The organism is gamma proteobacterium symbiont of Axiagastus rosmarus, assembly GCF_059730925.1.
On sequence record NZ_AP035925.1, the window covers coordinates 1,443,258 to 1,464,732 of the forward strand.

Consider the following 21,475-nt stretch of genomic DNA (forward strand, 5'->3'; position numbering starts at 1 on the left):
TATGGAATTTGCGTTTTATCTTTGCGGACTGGTGGCGGTGCTGACGACATTGCGCGTCATCACCCACACCAATCCGGTACATGCGCTGCTGTACCTGATTGTTTCGCTGCTGTCGATTGCCGGCGTGTTCTTCTCAATGGGTGCCTATTTTGCCGGTGCGCTGGAGATCATCGTCTATGCCGGTGCCATCATGGTGCTGTTTGTGTTCGTAGTGATGATGCTCAACCTGGGTAAAACCCAGCAGGATCAGGAGCGCGAATGGCTGAAGCCGTCGCTGTGGATCGGTCCGGGCATTGTCTCGCTGCTACTGCTGGTGGTGATGATCTACGCCATCCTGACCGCGACCGACCAGGGTATTGATGGCACCGTCATCGATGCCAAAGCGGTGGGCATCAGTCTGTTTGGCCCGTATGTTCTCGCGGTTGAGCTGGCGTCAATGCTACTGCTGGCCGGTCTGGTGGTGGCGTTCCATATCGGACGTGAAGATCGTCAGGGCGAAGTGCTGAGCAACCGCGTGTCAGACGCGGCGGCCAATAAGGAGGAGCACGCATGATCCCGTTACAACACGGCCTGATTCTGGCTGCTGTGCTGTTTGTTCTCGGCCTGACCTCGCTGGTACTGCGCCGCAACCTGCTGTTTATGCTGATCGGTCTGGAGATCATGATCAACGCCGCAGCGCTGGCGCTGGTGGTGGCAGGCAGCTACTGGGGACAAGCCGACGGCCAGGTGATGTACATCCTGGCAATCAGCCTCGCGGCGGCGGAAGCCAGTATTGGTCTGGCGCTGCTGCTCCAGCTCTATCGTCGTCGTCAGACGCTGAACATTGACACAGTGAGCGAGATGCGCGGATGAATCTTCTCTATTTAACCGTATTATTTCCGCTGATTGGCTTCCTGCTATTGGCGTTTTCCCGTGGTCGCTGGTCGGAGAACCTGTCGGCTGCGGTGGGGATGGGGTCAGTGGGCCTTGCGGCGCTGACCACCGTATTTGTGGGTGTCGACTTCTTCAGTCACGGCCAGCAGCCATTTACCCAGGCGCTGTGGACCTGGATGCACGTCGGTAACTTTGACATTAAAGTGAACCTGGTGCTGGACGGTCTGTCGCTGACCATGCTGTCGGTGGTCACCGGCGTCGGCTTCTTCATCCACATGTTCGCTTCGTGGTACATGCGCGGTGAAGAGGGCTATTCACGCTTCTTCGCTTACACTAACCTGTTCATCGCGAGCATGGTGGTGCTGGTGCTGGCCGATAACCTGATGCTGATGTACCTCGGCTGGGAAGGGGTAGGGCTGTGTTCCTACCTGCTGATTGGCTTCTACTACAGCAATCCGGAAAACGGCAAAGCGGCGATGAAAGCCTTCATCATCACCCGTGTCGGTGACGTGTTCCTCGCCTTTGCGTTGTTCATTCTTTACAACGAGCTGGGTACGCTGAACTTCCGTGAGCTGATGGAGCTGGCCCCGGCGCACTTCGCGGCGGACAACCACATGCTGCAGTGGGCGACGCTGATGCTGCTGGGCGGTGCCGTGGGTAAATCGGCACAGCTGCCGCTGCAGACGTGGCTGGCCGATGCGATGGCCGGTCCGACGCCGGTCTCCGCGCTGATCCACGCTGCCACCATGGTAACCGCAGGCGTCTATCTGATTGCCCGCACCCACGGTCTGTTCCTGCTGACGCCGGAAGTGCTGCATCTGGTGGGTATCGTTGGTGCGATTACGCTGGTGCTGGCGGGCTTCGCCGCGCTGGTGCAGACCGACATCAAACGCGTGCTGGCTTACTCCACCATGAGTCAGATCGGCTACATGTTCCTGGCGCTGGGCGTGCAGGCGTGGGACGCCGCGATTTTCCACCTGATGACCCATGCGTTCTTCAAGGCGCTGCTGTTCCTCTCCTCCGGTTCCGTGATTCTGGCCTGTCATCACGAGCAGAACATTTTCAAAATGGGCGGTCTGCGTAAGAGCATCCCGCTGGTGTATGTCTGCTTCCTGGTGGGCGGTGCCGCGCTGGCTGCGCTGCCGCTGATTACCGCCGGCTTCTACAGTAAGGACGAGATTCTGTTCGGTGCGCTGGCTAACGGTCACATCAATTTGATGGTCGCCGGTCTGGTGGGTGCATTCCTTACCTCAATCTACACCTTCCGCATGATCTTCATCGTGTTCCACGGCGAAGAGAAAATTCATGCGCATGCCGGTAAAGGCATTACGCATCACCTGCCGCTGATTGTGCTGCTGGTACTCTCAACCTTTGTTGGCGCGCTGATTACGCCTCCGCTGGCGGGCGTGCTGCCACAGAACGAGTTTGGTGAAACCGGCAAAGTGGCGCTGGAAATCACCTCGGGTGCCGTGGCGATTATCGGTATCCTGATTGCCGCCGCGCTGTGGCTGGGCAAACGTCAGCTGGTCACCCGCATCGCCAACAGCGCGCCGGGCCGTTTCTTCGGCACCTGGTGGTTTGCGGCCTGGGGCTTCGACTGGCTGTACGACAAGGTATTTGTTAAACCGTACCTTGGCATTGCCTGGCTGCTGCAGCGCGATCCGCTCAACTCCCTGATGAACCTGCCGGCGCTGCTGTCGCGCATCGGTAATAAAGGTCTGGTGGTGAGTGAGAACGGCTATCTGCGCTGGTATATCGCGTCGATGAGCGTCGGTGCCGTGTTGGTGCTGGCGCTGATGCTGGTGATTTAACGATTGATGAGCGGGGCGCGCGATGGTTTAGCGCCCCACGTAAGAATGTTCAAAATTGTCTGATGCACGGGTGAGATCAACGCAGTCAGTTTGGTGTTCGCCAGCGCAGCAACCAGCGCGTAGTAATACGTGAACGTTGCCCGCGCGGGCGAGGCGAAACGGGCGCGTCCGATAGCCTGAACGAAGACGAAAATAGGGAATGTACGCCGTGTTATTACCTTGGCTAATAATTATACCCTTTGTTGGGGGCTTGCTTTGCTGGCTGGCTGAGCGCCTTGGCGCGAAGGTGCCGCGCTGGATTGCCCTGATCACCATGGGGCTGACGCTGGCGCTGGGCCTGCAGCTGTGGCTGCAGGGCGGCTATTCGCTGACGCAGGCTGCGGGCCTGCCGCAGTGGCAGTCGACTTTCCTGGTGTCGTGGATCCCACGCTTTGGCATCAATTTCCATCTGGCGCTGGATGGTCTGTCGCTGCTGATGGTGGTGCTGACCGGCCTGCTGGGTTTGATGGCGGTACTCTGCTCGTGGAATGAAATCGAAAAGTATCAGGGCTTCTTCCACCTCAACCTGATGTGGATTCTCGGCGGCGTGATCGGCGTGTTCCTCGCCATCGACATGTTCCTGTTCTTCTTCTTCTGGGAAATGATGCTGGTGCCGATGTACTTCCTCATCGCGCTCTGGGGTCACAAAGCGTCTGACGGGAAAACCCGTATCAGCGCGGCAACCAAATTCTTCATCTATACCCAGGCGTCAGGTCTGGTGATGCTGATTGCCATTCTGGCGCTGGTGTTTGTGCACTACAACGCCACTGGCGTCTGGACGTTCAGCTATGAAGAGCTGCTGAAAACGCCAATGTCACACACCGTTGAGTATCTGCTGATGCTCGGCTTCTTCATCGCCTTTGCGGTGAAAATGCCGGTGGTGCCGCTGCACGGCTGGCTGCCGGATGCCCACAGCCAGGCACCGACCGCTGGTTCGGTTGACCTTGCCGGTATCCTGCTGAAAACGGCGGCTTACGGCCTGCTGCGTTTTAGCCTGCCGCTGTTCCCGAATGCCTCGGCGGAGTTCGCGCCGATCGCCATGTGGCTCGGCATCATCGGTATCTTCTACGGCGCGTGGATGGCGTTCTCGCAGACCGATATCAAACGCCTGATCGCTTACACCTCGATTTCGCACATGGGCTTCGTGCTGATTGCCATCTACACCGGCAGCCAGCTGGCGTTCCAGGGCGCGGTGGTGCAGATGATTGCGCACGGCCTGTCGGCCGCGGCGCTGTTCATCCTGTGCGGTCAGCTGTATGAGCGTCTGCATACCCGTGACATGCGCCAGATGGGCGGCCTGTGGTCGCGCATCAAGTGGATTCCGGGCCTGTCGCTGTTCTTTGCCGTGGCCAACCTCGGTATGCCGGGCACCGGTAACTTTGTGGGTGAGTTCATGATTCTGACCGGCAGCTATCAGGTGGTGCCGTTGATTATCGTGATTGCCACCTTCGGCCTGGTATTTGCCTCGGTGTACTCGCTGATCATGATGCAGCGCGCTTACTACGGCGAAGCCAAATCAAAAGAGCCGCTGGCTGGAATGTCGCCGCGCGAATTCCTGACCATCGGTGTACTGGTCGTGCTGCTGGTGCTGCTGGGCGTTTATCCGCAGCCAATCCTCGACACGTCCCATGCTGCGATGAGCAATATTCAGCAGTGGTTTACCGCTTCAATTTCAACTACAAGGCCGTAATTCGCCATGACAATAACTCCTCAACAATTGATCGCGTTGCTACCGCTGTTAATCGTCGGATTGACGGTGGTGGTTGTGATGCTGTCCATTGCGTGGCGACGCAACCACTTTGTTAATGCCACGCTGACGGTCATCGGTCTTAACCTCGCGCTGCTGTCGCTGTGGTTTGTGGGCCACGTGGGCGCCATGGATGTCACGCCGCTGCTGCGCGTGGATGGCTATTCGATGTTCTATACCGCGCTGGTGATGCTGGCGAGTCTGGCAACCTGCACCTTTGCTTATCCGTGGCTGGCCGGTTTTCCGGACAACAAAGATGAGTTCTATCTGCTGGTGCTGATCGCGGCGCTGGGCGGGATTGTGCTGGCCAGCGCCAACCATCTGGCGGCGCTGTTCATCGGTATCGAACTGCTGTCGCTGCCGCTGTTTGGTCTTATCGGCTACGCCTTCCGTCAGAAGCGCTCGCTGGAAGCGGCGCTGAAGTACATGATTCTGTCGGCTGCGGCCTCCTCGTTCCTGATCTTCGGTATTGCGCTGGTCTACGCCGATTCCGGCAGCCTGAGCTTTGTGCAGCTCGGCAAAAGCCTGAATGACAGCATGATTCAGCAGCCGCTGCTGCTGGTCGGGCTGGGCCTGATGATCATCGGTCTTGGCTTTAAGCTGTCGCTGGTGCCGTTCCATCTGTGGACGCCAGACGTTTATCAGGGCGCGCCAGCTCCGGTCTCGACCTTCCTCGCCACCGCCAGCAAAATCGCTATCTTTGCAGTCATCATGCGTCTGTTCATGTACGCACCGGTAACCGACAGTGAAGCGGTGCGCACCGTGCTGGGTGTGATTGCCTTCGTCTCGATCCTGTTCGGTAACCTGATGGCGATTTCGCAGAGCAACATCAAGCGTCTGCTCGGCTATTCATCTATCGCGCATCTTGGCTATCTGCTGGTGGCGCTGATTGCGGTGAAAACCCATCAGCTGTCGCTGGAAACCGCCGGCGTCTATCTGGCCGGTTACCTGTTCAGCAGCCTGGGCGCCTTCGGTGTGGTCAGCCTGATGTCGAGCCCGTACCGTGGTCCGGATGCGGATACGCTTTACTCGTATCGCGGTCTGTTCTGGCATCGTCCGATTCTCTCCGCCGTGATGACGGTGATGATGCTGTCGCTGGCCGGTATCCCGATGACGCTGGGCTTTATCGGTAAGTTTTACGTCATCGCGTCCGGTGTTAACGCGCATCTGTGGTGGCTGACCGCGGCGGTTGTCGCCGGTAGCGCCATTGGTCTGTATTACTACCTGCGCGTTACGGTGAGCCTGTACCTCAGCCCGCCGGAACTGCACACTCGTGATACTCCAGCCAACTGGGCGTTCACCGCCGGTGGTGTGGTGGTGCTGATCTCCGCTATCCTGGTGTTGCTGCTCGGTGTTTATCCGCAGCCGCTCATCACGCTGGTGCAACTGGCCCAGCCGCTGATGTAAACAGTGCGTCATCTTCACAATCAGGCCTGCGGGCCTGATTTTTTTTGCCTGCAATTTGAGAGTTTGATCACATTGCTCCGCGTGTCAGCCCCTGTTACGTGCTGCCCACTGCGTTTAGCGCATGCGCTGTGATAGGCTGTGAAGATCACTTTTTTCGCTCAGACAAGGAAGCATGATGGATATGCAATGGCTTGATTGCCACCACAGTGAACTGACCGCGCAGCAGCTGTATACCGTGCTGGCGCTGCGCAATCAGGTGTTTATCGTCGAACAGGCCTGTCCGTATCAGGACATAGATGGCCAGGATTTGACAGCTGATAACCGCCATCTGCTGGGCTTTCTTGATGGCAAACTGCTGGCGTATGCGCGTCTGCTGACGCCCGCGCTGGCTTCTTCGCCGGTGACCATTGGTCGGGTGATTGTGTCGGAAGAGGCGCGCGGCCTGAAACTGGGCTATCGGCTGATGGAGCAGGCGCTGAACAGCTGCGAACAGCACTGGCCGCAGCGGGCGGTGTATCTGTCCGCGCAGGCGCATCTGGAAGGCTTTTATGGTCGCCTGGGCTTCCGGGCAGTCACGGATGTTTATCTGGAAGATAATATTCCGCACGTCGGCATGCAGAAAAACTAACGGCGAGGTGTTGGCCTCGCCGTGCAGGTTAGCCCGGCGTCATCTGCCGGTCGTCGGTGTACTTGCGCTGATCGGGCGGTGGCGGGAAGTACTGATACAGCCAGGTTTCGCTCAGCGTCTCATCTTTGGTGCGCAGGAACAGGCGCATATCCACCGGTTTGGTTGAGTCGCTGTTCGGATACCAGTCAAACAGGATACGGTACCCTTTCAGCGGTTCGACGTAGAGAATCTCCACCTGTTTGAAGGTGCCGGACGACACGGTGATTACCGGTTCGATGCCTTTCGGCGCGGCCGCCTGCAGGTCGCCGCCAATGAAATCGATAGCAAAGCGGCGGCACCACTGGTCCGGGAAGTGTTCGCCCGGTGCCCAGCCTTCCGGGAAGCCACCAATACCGGTGCGCGTGGCATCAACGCGGGCCAGACCACTGCGTACCGGCGGCAGCTGGCTCCAGTAGAGTTTGTACTGGAAATTAAATTCGCTGCCAGCTTTGACCGGCTCGGCCGGCTGCCAGAAGCAAACGATGTTATCCAGCGTTTCCCCGGTCGTCGGGATCTCCATCAGGTTGATGGCGCCTTTACCCCATTTACCGATCGGCTCCACCCACAGGCTGGGGCGTTTGTCATACCAGCCAATCACATCCTGATAATCTTTGAAATCATGATTCAGCTGCAGCAGACCGAAGCCGCGCGGGTTTTCATCCTGATAGGCATTGAACTGCAGGCGCTGTGGGTTATTCAGCGGACGGGCAATCCACTCGCCGCTACCGCTCCACATTGCCAGTCGATCGGAGTCATGAATCTGCGGATGATAGGTATTGCACATGCGGCGCTCGTTGGTACCGCAGCTGAACATGCTGGTCATTGGCGCAATACCGAGCTGACGAATCTCGTTGCGCGCAAACAGGTGGTTTTCCACCTCCATCACTACGCGTTTTTCTTCGCAGTGGATGGTGAACTTGTAGGCACCGGTGACGCTGGCCCCGTCCAGCAGTGCATACACCACAAAGGTGGTGTCTTCAGCTTTGGGTGTTTCGAACCAGAAGGCAGTGAAGTCGGGAAACTCTTCCTGGCCATTGCTGAAGGTGTTAACCGCGACGCCACGGGCTGACAGGCCATATTGGTAGGTTTCATCTACCGCGCGGAAGTAGCTGGCACCGAGGAAAGAAACGATGTCGCGTCGCGCCAGCTCCGGCTTTTTAAAGGCGCGGAAACCGGCAAAGCCGAGGTCGGTTTTACCCACCAGCTGCTGGGTATCCACGTTGGCGTTGTGATAATTAAACAGTTCCGGACGGAAGTGGATTTCCCGCGCCTCGCGGCTGGCGGCGTCCACGGAGAACATGCGAATGCGGCGCTTAAAGCCCATGCCAACGTGGAAGAACTGCACATCCAGCTCGCGGTCGGCGATGTTGTTCCACAGTGAGTGGTTAGCGTCGTACTGAATTTCGTTATACGCCTGCGGTGTCAGATTGGCCAGGGTCGCGGGCAGGGGGCCGGGCGCGCCGCCCCAGGGCTGTTTGGCCAGCGCCGCGGCTTTCTTTTTCAGCACATCGAAATCGAAGCGCACGGCGGTTCCGTCGGCGATGCCATCATCGGCCCAGGCGGACTGCGCAAACAGCGAGGAGAGCCCGGTCATGCCGCTAACGGCAGAGAGGGCCATGGACGCTTTCATAAATTTTCTACGATTCATGCCGGAAATCTTTTCCTTAGCTGCTCGGGTGTATTGAGGCTGTCGCAAGACATTTAGCGTCAGGCTACAGGGGGTTACGACAGTGGCGAAAATAAAAAATTCAGTCCGCTGAAAATTTATCAGATTAATCAAATAAACGAAGCACAATTCCGCGTGCAACGCCCCGGATGACATAACTTTGCGTTCAGCGCGGCAAAAAGCGCAGTCAGCGGATGACGGCGCGGCGCAAAAACGCAATTTATGACTATAGTTAATCGACACCGCATTTAAACATGGAGGATTGTGAACATGTCATCTACCGATCAATTTGAAACCCGTCTTGATGACGATCTGGCGCTGCTGACGGAAACGCTGGAAGAAGTGCTGCGCTCCTCGGGCGATCCGGCGGACCAGAAATATATCGAACTGAAGCAGAAAGCCGAGCAGGCGCTGGAAGACGTGAAGAATCGCGTGAGCCAGGCGTCCGACAGCTATTACTATCGTGCCAAACAGGCAGCGTATCGTGCCGACGATTACGTGCATGAAAAACCGTGGCAGGGCATTGGTATCGGTGCGGCTGCCGGTCTGTTTGTTGGCCTGCTGCTGGCGCGCCGTTAATCCCCGTGGGCGCGATGTCCGTCGCGCCCGATTCCTGCTTTCCCGCTGTTTCCTTTCCGCATCGCGATTAACCCGCTATTTCGCACCGGCGGCGATTGTGTTTCGCCTGCGCGCTCCCTACAGTGAAAGCCACAGGGATAAGGAGAAGAGATCGTGATACGTGTCGAAATGCTCTCAACGGGCGATGAAGTGTTACATGGGCAGATTGTCGATACCAACGCTGCGTGGCTGGCCGATGTGCTGTTTCAGCACGGCCTGCCGATGACCAGTCGCAGTACGGTCGGCGATGCGATGAGCTCGCTGGTTGAAGCGCTACAGAGTCGCAGTCAGATTGCCGACGTGCTGATTGTGAACGGCGGTCTCGGGCCGACCAGCGACGATCTCAGCGCCCAGGCAGCGGCCACCGCCAGTGGCAGCGAGCTGGTGCTGCAGCAGGCGTGGCTGGAGAAGATGGAAGCCTGGTTTGCCAGCCGCGGGCGGCTCATGGCACCCAGTAATCGCAAGCAGGCGGAGATCCCGGCCAATGCCGAGTTGATCGATAACCCGGTCGGCACCGCCTGTGGGTTTGCCCTGCAGCTTAATCGCTGCTGGATATTCTTTACCCCCGGCGTGCCGTCAGAATTCAAAGTGATGGTTGAGCAGCAGATTATTCCGCGTCTTAAGGCGCGTTTTGCGTTGCCAGAACCCCCGCTGTGCCTGCGTCTGACCACCTTTGGCCGCGGCGAGAGCGATATTGCCGCCGAGCTTGAACCGCTGCCGCTGCCGGAAGGCGTCGTGATGGGCTACCGTTCGTCGATGCCCATCATTGAGATCAAACTGACCGGCCCGGCCAGCCAGCGCGTGGCGATGGAGCAGGTGTGGCAGCAGGTTAAGTTACTGCTGGCCGAGTGCACCATTTTTGAAGGCTTTGAAGGGCTGCCGGCCGTGCTGGCGCGGGAACTGCACGATCGCGGCTTCCGCCTTGCTCTGAGCGAACAATACACGGCCGGGTTGCTGCACTGGCAGCTGGCCGCCGCGCAGGTGCCGCTTAGCGCCGCTGAGCTGCTGCCGGCACGTGAGGAGTCGCTGGAAGCGCAGGTTACGCGCACGCGTCAGTTAGCCGCTCAGCAGGGTACAGTGCTGGCCTTGTCGGTTGGCGATCTGCAGGAAGGGGAAGTGTCGATTGCGCTGCACACACCGGAAGCCAGCTGGGGCCAGCGGGTGAAATTTACCCACGGGCGGCACAATCTGGAAACCCGGCAGAAAGTGGTAGCGATGATGGCGATGAATATGCTGCGCCGCTGGCTGCACGGCAGTGAAGTCAGTACCGGTCACGGCTGGATTGATGTTCTGGAGACGGTGAAGAGCTAACCCGATTGTGCTGGCGGTCATCATCAGCAAGGTCAGAGGGGAAGTTGAGCACGCCCGGAACGGCAAAACCCGCTCCCTGCGGGCCTCGACACGCGGCATCCTTGCCGCGTGACGTCCGGCTTAGCTCAACATCCCCTCTTCCCGTTAGCATTGGTGTCGCTGCAGGGTGACGTTCTGTTACCGCAATGAAGAAGCCTGATAGGGCGTGGGGGAGGTTGCCGCTTGCAGCAGCCTCCGCGCCAGGACGGCGCGGCGGCAGGCTCCAGGGATGGATTTACGCCGGTGCAGCAAGCGGCAACCTCTCTGACGACCTGTATGGATGTTGCAGCATTAAAGGACTTTTGGGTTTGGTGTAGCGGCAGGTTACAGCTCGATCTCAATCTCCCCTCTGGCCTTACAACAGCAGGGCAGAATCTCGCCCTGCTGAATAAACGCCAGTGGGGTTTCCGCATAATCCACTTCGCCTTTCAGCAGACGCATGCGGCAGGAGCCGCAGTAGCCTTCGCGACACTGAAACTCGACGCACACATTGTGTGCTTCCAGCGTCGTCAGCAGATTAGGGTGTTCGTCTGCGCACTCCAGCCGGGAGCCGGAGCTGCGCAGGATTACCACGGAACGGCTCATGCTTACAGCTGGAAATCGTTGAAGTCGTCTTCGCCCACTTCGGAGTCGATCTGACCCACCAGATAGGAGCTCACTTCAACTTCCTGCGGCGCCACCTGCACGTTATCTGACACCAGCCACGAGTTAATCCATGGAATCGGGTTAGAACGCGTCTGGAACGGCAGATCAAGGCCCACCGCCTGCATGCGGATATTGGTGATGTACTCAATGTACTGGCACAGAATGTCCTTGTTCAGACCAATCATTGAGCCGCCGCTGAACAGATACTCAGCCCACTCTTTTTCCTGCTCGGCCGCTTTCTTAAACAGATCGAAACACTCGTCACGACATTCTGCGGCGATCTCTTTCATTTCAGGGTCGTCTTCACCGGTACGCATCAGGTTCAGCATATGCTGGGTGCCGGTCAGGTGCAGCGCTTCGTCACGGGCGATCAGACGAATGATCTTGGCGTTACCTTCCATCAGTTCGCGCTCGGCAAAGGCGAACGAGCAGGCAAAGCTGACGTAGAAGCGGATTGCTTCCAGCGCGTTAACGCTCATCAGACAGATATACAGCTGCTTCTTCAGCGCACGCAGGTTCACGGTCACGCTCTTGCCCGCCACCTGATGCGTGCCTTCACCCAGCAGATGCCAGTAGTTGGTCATCTCGATCAGATCATCGTAATACTTCGAGATATCCTGCGCGCGCGCCAGAATCTGCTCGTTAGTCACGATGTCATCAAATACCAGTGACGGATCGTTGACGATATTACGGATGATGTGGGTGTACGAGCGTGAGTGGATGGTCTCGGAGAACGCCCAGGTTTCTACCCAGGTTTCCAGTTCGGGAATCGAAATCAGCGGCAGCAGCGCTACGTTCGGGCTGCGGCCCTGAATGGAATCCAGCAGCGTCTGATACTTCAGGTTACTGATGAAGATGTGCTTCTCGTGCTCCGGCAGCGCCTGATAGTCGATGCGATCGCGCGAGACGTCAACCTCTTCCGGACGCCAGAAGAAAGAGAGCTGCTTCTCGATCAGCTTTTCAAAGATGTCGTATTTCTGCTGGTCGAAACGGGCAACGTTCACTGACTGGCCGAAGAACATCGGCTCTTTCAGCTGGTCATTTTTGTTCTGTGAGAAAGTAGTGTAAGCCATGACTAAGTCCAAAAGTGAAACGGGCCAGCCGCTGCTGGCCCAGACACGATAAGGCGCCCGCAGGCGCCTTTCGATCAAATTTTACAGGCGCCGCTTTCGCAGCCATCGTCCTGAATAGACGGCGCCAGATCGTCCTGCGCATCCTCGGCACCGTCACGGGTGTTTTGGTAGTACAGGGTCTTCACGCCAAATTTGTACGCGGTCAGCAGATCTTTCAGCAGCTGTTTCATCGGCACTTTGCCATTGGCGAAACGGCCTGGATCATAGTTGGTGTTCGATGAAATCGCCTGATCGATAAACTTCTGCATCACGCCAACCAGCTGCAGATAGCCGTCGTTTGATGGCATCTCCCACAGCAGTTCGTACTGATCTTTCAGACGCTCATACTCCGGTACTACCTGGCGCAGAATCCCGTCTTTCGACGCTTTGATACTGATGTGACCGCGCGGCGGCTCGATACCGTTGGTGGCGTTCGAAATCTGCGAAGAGGTCTCAGACGGCATCAGTGCAGACAGCGTGGAGTTGCGCAGGCCGTGGGTTTTAATCGACTCACGCAGCGCTTCCCAGTCAAGGTGCAGCGGCTCATTGCATACGCTGTCGAGATCCTTTTTGTAGGTATCGATCGGCAGAATGCCCTGCGAATAAGTGGTCTCTTTAAACCACGGGCAGGCACCTTGCTCTTTCGCCAGCTCGTTGGAGGCTTTCAGCAGCCAGTACTGAATGGCTTCAAAGGTTTTGTGCGTCAGGTTGTTGGCGCTGCCGTCGGAGTAGCGCACACCGTGTTTCGCCAGGTAATAGGCGTAGTTGATCACGCCAATACCCAGGGTACGACGGCCCATCGCACCGCGTTTTGCCGCCGGAATCGGGTAGTCCTGGTAATCGAGCAGGGCATCCAGCGCACGTACTGCCAGCGTCGCCAGTTCTTCCAGATCGTCCAGGCTTTCAATCGCACCGAGGTTGAAGGCGGACAGGGTGCACAGCGCGATCTCGCCGCTTTCGTCGTTGACGTCTTCCAGCGGTTTGGTCGGCAGCGCAATCTCCAGGCACAGGTTAGACTGACGCACTGGCGCAATGGCTGGATCGAACGGGCTGTGGGTGTTGCAGTGGTCAACGTTCTGCACGTAGATACGGCCGGTTGAGGCACGTTCCTGCATCATCAGCGAGAACAGGTCGACGGCTTTCACGCGCTGCTTGCGGATGCTGTCGTCCTTCTCATATTTGGTATACAGACGCTCAAACTCATCCTGATCGGCGAAGAACGCGTCATACAGGCCTGGCACGTCGGACGGGCTGAACAGGGTGATGTCTTCGCCTTTCAGCAGGCGGGTGTACATCAGCTTGTTGATCTGCACGCCGTAATCCATATGACGCACGCGGTTGCCTTCAACGCCGCGGTTGTTTTTCAGCACCAGCAGGCTTTCCACTTCCAGATGCCACATCGGGTAGAACAGCGTTGCCGCACCGCCGCGCACGCCGCCCTGCGAGCAGGATTTTACCGCCGTCTGGAAGTGCTTATAGAACGGGATACAGCCGGTGTGGAACGCTTCACCGCCGCGGATTGGGCTGCCGAGCGCACGAATGCGACCCGCGTTGATGCCGATACCGGCACGCTGTGACACATATTTCACAATAGCGCTGGAGGTGGCGTTGATGGAATCCAGGCTGTCGCCGCACTCGATCAGTACGCAGGAGCTGAACTGACGGGTCGGGGTGCGCACGCCGGACATGATAGGCGTAGGCAGCGAAATCTTGAACGTGGAGATCGCATCGTAGAAACGCTTGATGTAATCCATGCGCGTATCGCGCGGATAGCCGGAGAACAGGCAGGCGGCGACCAGAATATACAGGAACTGGGCGCTCTCGTAGATTTCACCGCTGACGCGGTTCTGCACCAGATATTTGCCTTCCAGCTGCTTCACTGCCGCGTAGGAGAAGTTCATGTCGCGCCAGTGGTCGATGAAGCCGTCCATCTGCTCGAACTCTTCGGTGCTGTAGTCTTCCAGCAGATGGCGATCGTATTTGCCCATCTCGACCATTTTCACTACCTGGTCGTACAGCTTCGGCGGCTCAAACTGACCATACGCTTTTTTACGCAGGTGGAAGATCGCCAGACGCGCGGCCAGGTACTGGTAATCAGGCGCGTCACGGGAGATCAAATCGGCCGCTGCTTTGATGATGGTCTCGTGAATGTCCGAGGTTTTGATGCCATCGTAAAACTGGATGTGCGAACGCAACTCAACCTGCGAGACGGAGACATTGTTCAGCCCTTCAGCTGCCCAGTCCAGCACCCGGTGAATCTTATCGAGGTCGATGCGCTCCTGGCGGCCATCGCGTTTCGTAACGAGCAGACTTTGGTTCATGTCGCGTGTTTACCTGTCCATGAAATACAAAATTATCCCCCGTCTATTCACAGGCGGCTCATTGTGAGTAAGCCTGTGGATAAACACTATATATAGGGGGTGCGGAAAGTTTGAACAACAATATGGTGAGTATTCTAGTCAGCAATCGGATCATCACAAGAGTTGATTTTCACAAAATTTTACGCCCTGGGGGGTGGCGAAAATCCTGGATCCCCACGCCACAAGGCCTGCACCTGGTGTCAACGGATAACAGGTTTTTTTTCAATTTTTGATCGAGCGCGTGTTTATTGCTCAACCGCTGCGATTCGGGAAATTTCCCAGGCGAAAAAAGCCCGCGCCGCTCCGTCAGCAGCGAACTTATCTGCGTTTGCTTATGAATTTTTTATGACCTTTTCACCTTACAAAAAGCGCATCGCAGCGTCTAAAAGGAAATTGATCTGGATAGGGCCAGCGCGTGATAAACCGGGGGCGGTCGGAAGTGAAAGGAGGACTGGCGGCGTGCAGGGCGTTATGCCATTCAGATGAGTAAATTGCTGGTCGTAGATTCCATAGCGGCGCGATTTTTCGCGTAATACATCGCGCCGCTACAACAGCGCTGCCCACGGGCGGGCAGGCGAAACAGGTCGTTTACGCCTGACGGTGGGTATGCACCATGTAATTGACGTCCACGCCGCGGCCGAGGCGGAACTGGTTGGTCAGCGGATTGTAGTGCAGGCCAATCATGTTGCGTTCACGCAGGGCGGTCTCATCCACCCAGTTCAGCAGCTCGGCAGGACGAATAAATTTCTTCACGTCATGGGTACCGCGCGGCACCATGCGCAGCACGTATTCGGCACCAAACACCGCCAGCAGCCAGGCTTTCGGGTTACGGTTAATGGTAGAGAAGAACACTTCGCCGCCCGGCTTCACCAGCTGGGCGCAGGCCAGCACCACGGAACGCGGATCGGGTACGTGCTCCAGCATCTCCATACAGGTCACCACGTCGTACTGACCGGCGTGGCTGGCCGCATGGGCTTCAACCGTCTGCTGCACATAGTTGATGTTTACGCCGCTCTCCAGCGCGTGCAGACGCGCGATCTCCAGCGGCTCGGCGCCCATGTCCAGACCAGTGACCTCAGCGCCTTCGCGCGCCATGCTCTCGGCGAGAATGCCGCCGCCGCAGCCGACATCCAGCACTTTCTTACCGAACAGTCCATGGCTGTGCTGGGCAATCCAGCCAAGACGCAGGGGATTGATGCGGTGCAACGGCTTAAATTCACCCTCTAAATCCCACCAGCGTGATGCAACCGCCTCAAACTTAGCAATTTCGGCGTGGTCGACGTTCTGGCGGCTTTCCTGCGGTTGTTCATTCATTGAATCATGACTCCTGACAAAATATGCCACCAGTATAAACGCATAAACCCTGCGAGGCATCTCTCAGCGCAAAGGAAAAGCGCCACAAAACCCTGCTTTACGTTCACCGCACGCAAGCGATGTGATATACTTTCGCACCTTTAAAATCCGGGATTATGTAGAGGGATAGCGGCTCCATGAGCGACCTTGCGAGAGAAATTACACCGGTCAATATCGAAGAAGAGTTGAAAAACTCCTACCTCGATTACGCCATGTCGGTCATCGTTGGCCGAGCCTTACCCGATGTACGTGATGGCCTGAAGCCGGTGCATCGCCGTGTGCTTTTTGCCATGAGCGAACTGGGTAACGACTGGAACAAACCCTATAAAAAATCTGCCCGTGTGGTCGGTGACGTTATCGGTAAATATCACCCACACGGTGACTCCGCTGTGTACGAAAGTATCGTGCGCATGGCCCAGCCGTTCTCCCTGCGCTACATGCTGGTCGACGGTCAGGGTAACTTCGGTTCGGTCGACGGCGACTCCGCCGCAGCGATGCGTTATACCGAAGTGCGCATGGCGAAGATCTCCTCTGAACTGCTGGCTGACCTGGAAAAAGAGACGGTCGACTTTGTGCCGAACTATGACGGCACCGAGCAGATCCCAGAAGTCCTGCCGACCAAAATTCCTAACCTGCTGATCAACGGCTCCTCCGGTATTGCCGTCGGCATGGCGACCAACATTCCGCCTCACAACCTGACGGAAGTGATCAACGGCTGCCTGGCGTTCATCGAAGATGAAAACATCAGCGTCGAAGGGCTGATGGAGCACATTACCGGGCCGGATTTCCCGACTGCTGCCTTTATCAACGGTCGTCGTGGCATTGAAGAAGCCTACCGCACCGGGCGCGGTAAAATTTACATCCGCGCGCGCGGCGAGATCGAAACCGACGCCAAAACCGGTCGTGAAACCATCATCGTCAATGAAATCCCGTATCAGGTGAACAAAGCGCGCCTGATCGAGAAAATTGCCGAGCTGGTGAAAGAGAAGCGCGTTGAGGGCATCAGCGGCCTGCGTGACGAATCTGACAAAGACGGCATGCGTATCGTCATTGAAGTGAAACGCGATGCGGTCGGCGAAGTGGTGCTCAACAACCTCTACTCGCTGACGCAGCTGCAGGTCTCTTTCGGCATCAATATGGTTGCCCTGCATCAGGGCCAGCCGAAGATCATGACGCTGAAGGAGATTATTGAAGCCTTCGTTCGCCACCGCCGTGAAGTGGTGACGCGTCGTACCATCTTCGAACTGCGTAAAGCGCGCGATCGTGCGCACATCCTTGAAGGTCTGGCGATTGCGCTGGCCAACATCGATCCGATTATCGAGCTGATTCGTCGGGCTCCGACGCCAGCCGAAGCGAAAAGCGGCCTGCTGGCGCAGTCGTGGGATCTCGGCAACGTCGCCGCCATGCTGGAACGTGCCGGTGACGACGCCGCGCGTCCGGAGTGGCTGGAAGCGGAGTTTGGTATTCGCGACGGTCGCTACTACCTGACCGAGCAGCAGGCACAGGCCATTCTTGATCTGCGTCTGCAGAAACTGACCGGCCTTGAGCATGAAAAACTGCTCGACGAGTACAAAGAGCTGCTGGACCAGATCGCCGAACTGATTCACATCCTGCAGAGCGCCGAGCGCCTGATGGAAGTGATCCGTGAAGAGCTGGTGGCGATGCGCGATCAGTTTGGCGATGCACGCCGCACGGAAATCACCGCTAACAGCGCTGACATCAACATCGAAGACCTGATCAACCAGGAAGATGTGGTGGTCACCCTGTCGCATCAGGGCTACGTCAAATACCAGCCGCTGTCAGACTATGAAGCCCAGCGTCGCGGCGGTAAGGGCAAATCGGCGGCGCGCATTAAAGAAGAAGACTTTATTGATCGTCTGCTGGTGGCCAACACCCACGACACCATTCTGTGCTTCTCCAGCCGTGGCCGCCTCTACTGGATGAAGGTCTATCAGCTGCCGGAAGCCAGCCGTGGCGCGCGCGGTCGTCCGATCGTCAACCTGCTGCCACTGGAAGCCAACGAGCGTATCACCGCGATTCTGCCAGTGCGCGAATATACCGAAGGCTTCAACATCTTCATGGCGACCGCAGACGGTACCGTGAAGAAAACGGCGCTGCAGGAGTTCAGCCGTCCGCGCAGTGCCGGCATCATTGCCATCAACCTGCGTGAAGACGATGAGCTGATTGGCGTGGCGCTGACCAACGGTAACGACGAAGCGATGCTGTTCTCTGCTGCCGGTAAGGTGGTGCGCTTCGCGGAGAGCGCGGTGCGTGCCATGGGCCGTTCGGCTTCGGGCGTACGCGGCATCAGGCTTGCCGAAGGCGACAAAGTGGTGTCGCTGATTGTGCCACGTGAAGAGGGCGCGATTCTCACCGTAACGCAGAACGGCTACGGCAAGCGTACTGCTAACAGCGAGTATCCGACCAAATCGCGCGCTACGCAGGGCGTGATCTCGATTAAAGTCACCGAGCGTAACGGGCCAGTGGTTGGCGCGGTACAGGTGGTGGATAGCGATCAGATCATGATGATCACCGATGCCGGTACGCTGGTGCGTACCCGCGTGTCGGAAGTCAGCGTGGTGGGCCGTAATACGCAGGGCGTGATCCTGATTCGTACCGCGGAAGATGAAAACGTGGTTGGCCTGCAGCGCGTCGCTGAACCGGTGGAAGAGGAAGAACTCGACGCCATCGACGGCAGCGTGGCAGAAGGCGAAGACGATATCGCGCCGGAAGTCGACAGCGACGACGACACACCGGAAACAGACGACGAAGAGTAACCGTTCGTTGTCTGTCACAAGCGGCAGGTCAGGGCAACCGACCTGCCGTTTTTTTTGTCTGACTTTCACTCCCAAAGTCGCGTGCCAACTGGCTTTTTCGCCCTGATAAAGCTAGTGTATGAGAACTTTTCAACGTCCCGATAACCCTTGCCGCCAGTGAGTCTCTTTTGAAATATCTCGTCTCCTTTCGCACCACGCTTCGCATCTCGCGCTACCTGTTTCGTGCGCTGGCACTGCTGCTCTGGTCGCTGGGTGCGCTGTTGACCACTTTCTACATCATCAATGTGCTGCACGAGAAAGAGAACGCGGTGCGCCAGGAGTTTGCCACTAATTATGGTCAGGCCGAATGGTATGTGCGCCACTCCGCGGATGTGATGCGCGAGCTGAAATACATCACTGAGAATCGCCTGAGCAGCAGCGTCAACGGGCTGGATATGCTCAACGGCATGCCGGGCGGCAAAAGCACGTTGCCGCAGTTTACGCCGCTGTTTACCGACGGTGACTGCACGTCAATGAGCAACACCTGGCGTAACTCGCTCGATTCCCTGAGCTATTTCATTAACTACTGGAAAAGCAATTTTGCCACAGCTTATGAACTCAATCGAGTGTTCTTTATCGGCGGCGAAAATCAGTGCCTGGCAGACTTCACCATCGGTAACAATAATCCGGTCGATCGCGAACGCAGCCTGAAGGCGCTGCGCGAAAACGTGCTGCACTACCGCAGCGGCAACGAGGAAGAGCGGCGTAATCCAATGTACTGGATTACCAACAGCAGCCAGCCAGGCATCGGCAACTTCTACATGGTGGTGCCGGTCTATGTCGCCAACAAACTGCAGGCGCTGCTCGGCGTGGAGCAGAACATTCGCCTGGATGAATTTATTCAGCCCGGCGGGCTGCCGCTGGTGGCCACCATCACCGACGAAAACTATCGCCCGCTGATCAGCTCACGACGCGGCGGACCCGGTTATTCGCTGGACGATCTGCCGGATAACAGCACCTGGTTTGGTTATCTTGACGGCTATCGTCAGCTGGTGCTGAAAAAGCCGCTGCCGCCGTCCAGCCTCAATGTGGTGTGGTCGCTGTCGACCGATGTGCTGATGGATCAGCTCAAGCTGATGCTGATTAACGCGCTGCTGCTCAATATCCTCAGCGCGCTGATTCTGTTTACCCTGGCGTGGGTGTTCGAACGCCGCATGTTCCTGCCGGCGGAAGACAACGCTCACCGGCTGGAGGAGCACGAGCAGTTCAACCGCAAGATTGTCGCGTCAGCGCCGGTCGGCATCTGTATTTTGCGTACCAGCGATGGCACCAACATCCTCAGTAATGAACTGGCGCATAACTATCTGACGCTGCTGACGCAGGAAGATCGCCTGCGGCTGAACGAAATCATCGGCGGCCAGCAGGTTAATTTTGTCGATATGCTGACCGGCAGTAACACTAACCTGCAAATCAGCTTTGTGCATTCGCGCTACCGCAACGAGAACGTAGCGATTTGCGTGCTGGTCGACGTCTCGGCGCGCGTGCGCATGGAGCAGTCGCTGCAGGAGATGGCGCACGCCGCCGAGCAGGCTAGCCAGTCCAAGTCGATGTTCCTTGCTACCGTCAGTCACGAACTGCGGACGCCGCTGTACGGCATTATCGGTAACCTCGATCTGCTGCAGACCAAATCGCTGCCGAAGGGCGTGGATTCGCTGGTCACGGCGATGAACAACTCATCCAGCCTGTTGCTGAAAATCATCAGCGATATTCTCGACTTCTCGAAGATCGAGTCCGAGCAGCTGAAGATTGAGCCGCGTCCCTTCTCGCCGCGTGAGGTGGTCAACCATATTGCCAGCAACTATCTGCCGCTGGTGGTGCGCAAGCGCCTGACGCTGTATGTGTTCATCGAGAACGATGTGCCGCTGGCACTGGATGGCGATCCGCTGCGCCTGCAGCAGGTGATCTCCAACCTGCTGAACAACGCCATCAAGTTCACCCACACCGGCTGCATTATCCTGCACGCCTATGTGAAAGAGGGATATCTGGCGTTTCGCGTGCGCGACACCGGCGTGGGAATCCCGGCAAAAGAGATCACGCGCCTGTTCGACCCGTTCTTCCAGGTCGGCTCCGGCGTGCAGCGTAATTTCCAGGGCACCGGGCTGGGACTGGCGATCTGTGAAAAGCTCATCAACATGATGGATGGCGACATCGAAGTCGACTCTGAACCGGGCATGGGCAGCCAGTTCGTGGTGCGTATCCCGATCTACGCCGGACAGCAACCCGCGCCGCCGCTGCTGGATGGTCTGCAGGAAAAAGCCATCTGGCTTGACCTGCGCAACGACTATCTGGCGGCCTTCCTGCTGCGTCTGCTTCAGCAGCAGGGCATCCAGGTCGCGCACTATCAGGGGCGGGCTGGGGCGGACGATGTGATGATCTGCGATCACCACGACGCGCCAGCGCAGACGGTACGCGCGCGCATCCGTATCTGCGGTGAACACATTGATATGCCGCAGGAAACGACGCCGGGACAGTGGGTGCACAGCAGCGCGACGCTGCACGATCTGCCGCTGCTGCTGGGCCGGATTTATCGCATTGCCATCGACAGTGAAACGGCGACTACGCTGGAACTGCCGGTGCCGCAGCAGGCCTCCAGCTATGAAGACATCATGGTGCTGATCGTTGATGACCATCCGATTAACCGCATGCTGCTGTCTGAACAGCTCGGCACGCTGGGCTATCAGACCAAAACGGCGCAGGACGGCGTGGATGCGCTCAACGTGCTCAGCCGTAACCATATCGATATCGTACTGAGCGATGTCAACATGCCAAACATGGACGGCTACCGGCTGACGCAGCGTCTGCGACAGTTGGGGCATGCTTTCCCGGTGATTGGAGTGACCGCTAACGCACTGGCGGAAGAGAAACAGCGCTGTATGGATGCCGGCATGGATAACTGCCTGTCAAAACCGGTGACGCTGGATGTGCTGAAAACCACGCTGGCGCTGTATGCAGAACGTGTTCGCAAAAGCCGGGAAGGATAAGCAGGGCAGAGGAGAGGCGGTGCCGAAGCA

General features: G+C 57.5%; 15 protein-coding genes. 10 read left to right on the forward strand and 5 right to left on the reverse strand.

Translation table 11 applies throughout. From position 1 onward, the window contains the following. Window position 1 precedes the first annotated feature (1 nt). From nuoJ to AC6I8F_RS06685, 6 genes are all read left to right on the forward strand, one after another. Window positions 2–553: an NADH-quinone oxidoreductase subunit J gene (gene nuoJ, locus AC6I8F_RS06660; RefSeq protein ID WP_021509221.1), complete on the forward strand. Its 552-nt coding sequence runs from the start codon at window positions 2–4 to the stop codon at window positions 551–553. After that, entirely contained in the window at window positions 550–852 is a 303-nt protein-coding gene (nuoK, locus tag AC6I8F_RS06665) for an NADH-quinone oxidoreductase subunit NuoK (protein ID WP_013509877.1), read from the forward strand. The genes nuoJ and nuoK overlap by 4 nt, the downstream gene beginning before the upstream one ends. Next, window positions 849–2,684, forward strand: a complete 1,836-nt coding sequence (gene nuoL / locus AC6I8F_RS06670) for an NADH-quinone oxidoreductase subunit L (protein WP_498028650.1) — start codon at window positions 849–851, stop codon at window positions 2,682–2,684. The genes nuoK and nuoL overlap by 4 nt, the downstream gene beginning before the upstream one ends. A 208-nt stretch (window positions 2,685–2,892) precedes the next feature. Next, a complete protein-coding gene (gene nuoM / locus AC6I8F_RS06675; protein ID WP_031280038.1) occupies window positions 2,893–4,413 on the forward strand; it encodes an NADH-quinone oxidoreductase subunit M in 1,521 nt (506 codons plus the stop codon). A gap of 6 nt (window positions 4,414–4,419) precedes the next feature. After that, window positions 4,420–5,877: an NADH-quinone oxidoreductase subunit NuoN gene (gene nuoN, locus AC6I8F_RS06680; RefSeq protein ID WP_058769913.1), complete on the forward strand. Its 1,458-nt coding sequence runs from the start codon at window positions 4,420–4,422 to the stop codon at window positions 5,875–5,877. Between the two features lie 175 nt (window positions 5,878–6,052). Beyond that, window positions 6,053–6,505: a GNAT family N-acetyltransferase gene (locus AC6I8F_RS06685; protein WP_021509225.1), complete on the forward strand. Its 453-nt coding sequence runs from the start codon at window positions 6,053–6,055 to the stop codon at window positions 6,503–6,505. A gap of 28 nt (window positions 6,506–6,533) precedes the next feature. Here AC6I8F_RS06685 and AC6I8F_RS06690 read toward each other — a convergent pair whose 3' ends face one another. Continuing rightward, window positions 6,534–8,192 (reverse strand): glucan biosynthesis protein D, encoded by a 1,659-nt coding sequence (locus AC6I8F_RS06690; protein WP_031280040.1) that lies wholly within the window; start codon window positions 8,190–8,192, stop codon window positions 6,534–6,536. A gap of 288 nt (window positions 8,193–8,480) precedes the next feature. Between AC6I8F_RS06690 and elaB the strand changes: the two genes are divergently transcribed. Beyond that, complete coding sequence (gene elaB, locus AC6I8F_RS06695; RefSeq protein WP_021509227.1) at window positions 8,481–8,789, forward strand: stress response protein ElaB; 309 nt, start codon at window positions 8,481–8,483, stop codon at window positions 8,787–8,789. A 153-nt stretch (window positions 8,790–8,942) separates the two neighbouring features. After that, window positions 8,943–10,139 (forward strand): nicotinamide mononucleotide deamidase-related protein YfaY, encoded by a 1,197-nt coding sequence (locus AC6I8F_RS06700; RefSeq protein WP_059009139.1) that lies wholly within the window; start codon window positions 8,943–8,945, stop codon window positions 10,137–10,139. 363 nt (window positions 10,140–10,502) lie between these two features. Here the strand turns inward: AC6I8F_RS06700 and yfaE are convergent, their stop codons facing one another. The 4 genes from yfaE to ubiG form a co-directional block, all read right to left on the reverse strand. Next, window positions 10,503–10,763, reverse strand: coding sequence for a class I ribonucleotide reductase maintenance protein YfaE (gene yfaE / locus AC6I8F_RS06705; protein ID WP_021509229.1), 261 nt, complete (start codon window positions 10,761–10,763; stop codon window positions 10,503–10,505). A 2-nt stretch (window positions 10,764–10,765) separates the two neighbouring features. Continuing rightward, window positions 10,766–11,896, reverse strand: coding sequence for a class Ia ribonucleoside-diphosphate reductase subunit beta (gene nrdB, locus AC6I8F_RS06710; RefSeq protein ID WP_021509230.1), 1,131 nt, complete (start codon window positions 11,894–11,896; stop codon window positions 10,766–10,768). A gap of 74 nt (window positions 11,897–11,970) precedes the next feature. Then, complete coding sequence (gene nrdA / locus AC6I8F_RS06715) at window positions 11,971–14,256, reverse strand: class 1a ribonucleoside-diphosphate reductase subunit alpha (RefSeq protein WP_021509231.1); 2,286 nt, start codon at window positions 14,254–14,256, stop codon at window positions 11,971–11,973. Between the two features lie 627 nt (window positions 14,257–14,883). After that, window positions 14,884–15,609, reverse strand: coding sequence for a bifunctional 2-polyprenyl-6-hydroxyphenol methylase/3-demethylubiquinol 3-O-methyltransferase UbiG (gene ubiG / locus AC6I8F_RS06720; RefSeq protein ID WP_498028651.1), 726 nt, complete (start codon window positions 15,607–15,609; stop codon window positions 14,884–14,886). Window positions 15,610–15,785: 176 nt separating this feature from the next. Between ubiG and gyrA the strand changes: the two genes are divergently transcribed. Then, the gene (gene gyrA / locus AC6I8F_RS06725; protein ID WP_498010183.1) at window positions 15,786–18,425 is read left to right on the forward strand and encodes a DNA topoisomerase (ATP-hydrolyzing) subunit A; all 2,640 of its coding nucleotides are present in this window, start codon (window positions 15,786–15,788) and stop codon (window positions 18,423–18,425) included. Between the two features lie 167 nt (window positions 18,426–18,592). Further along, window positions 18,593–21,445 (forward strand): two-component system sensor histidine kinase RcsC, encoded by a 2,853-nt coding sequence (gene rcsC / locus AC6I8F_RS06730; RefSeq protein WP_498028652.1) that lies wholly within the window; start codon window positions 18,593–18,595, stop codon window positions 21,443–21,445. Window positions 21,446–21,475: the final 30 nt, after the last annotated feature.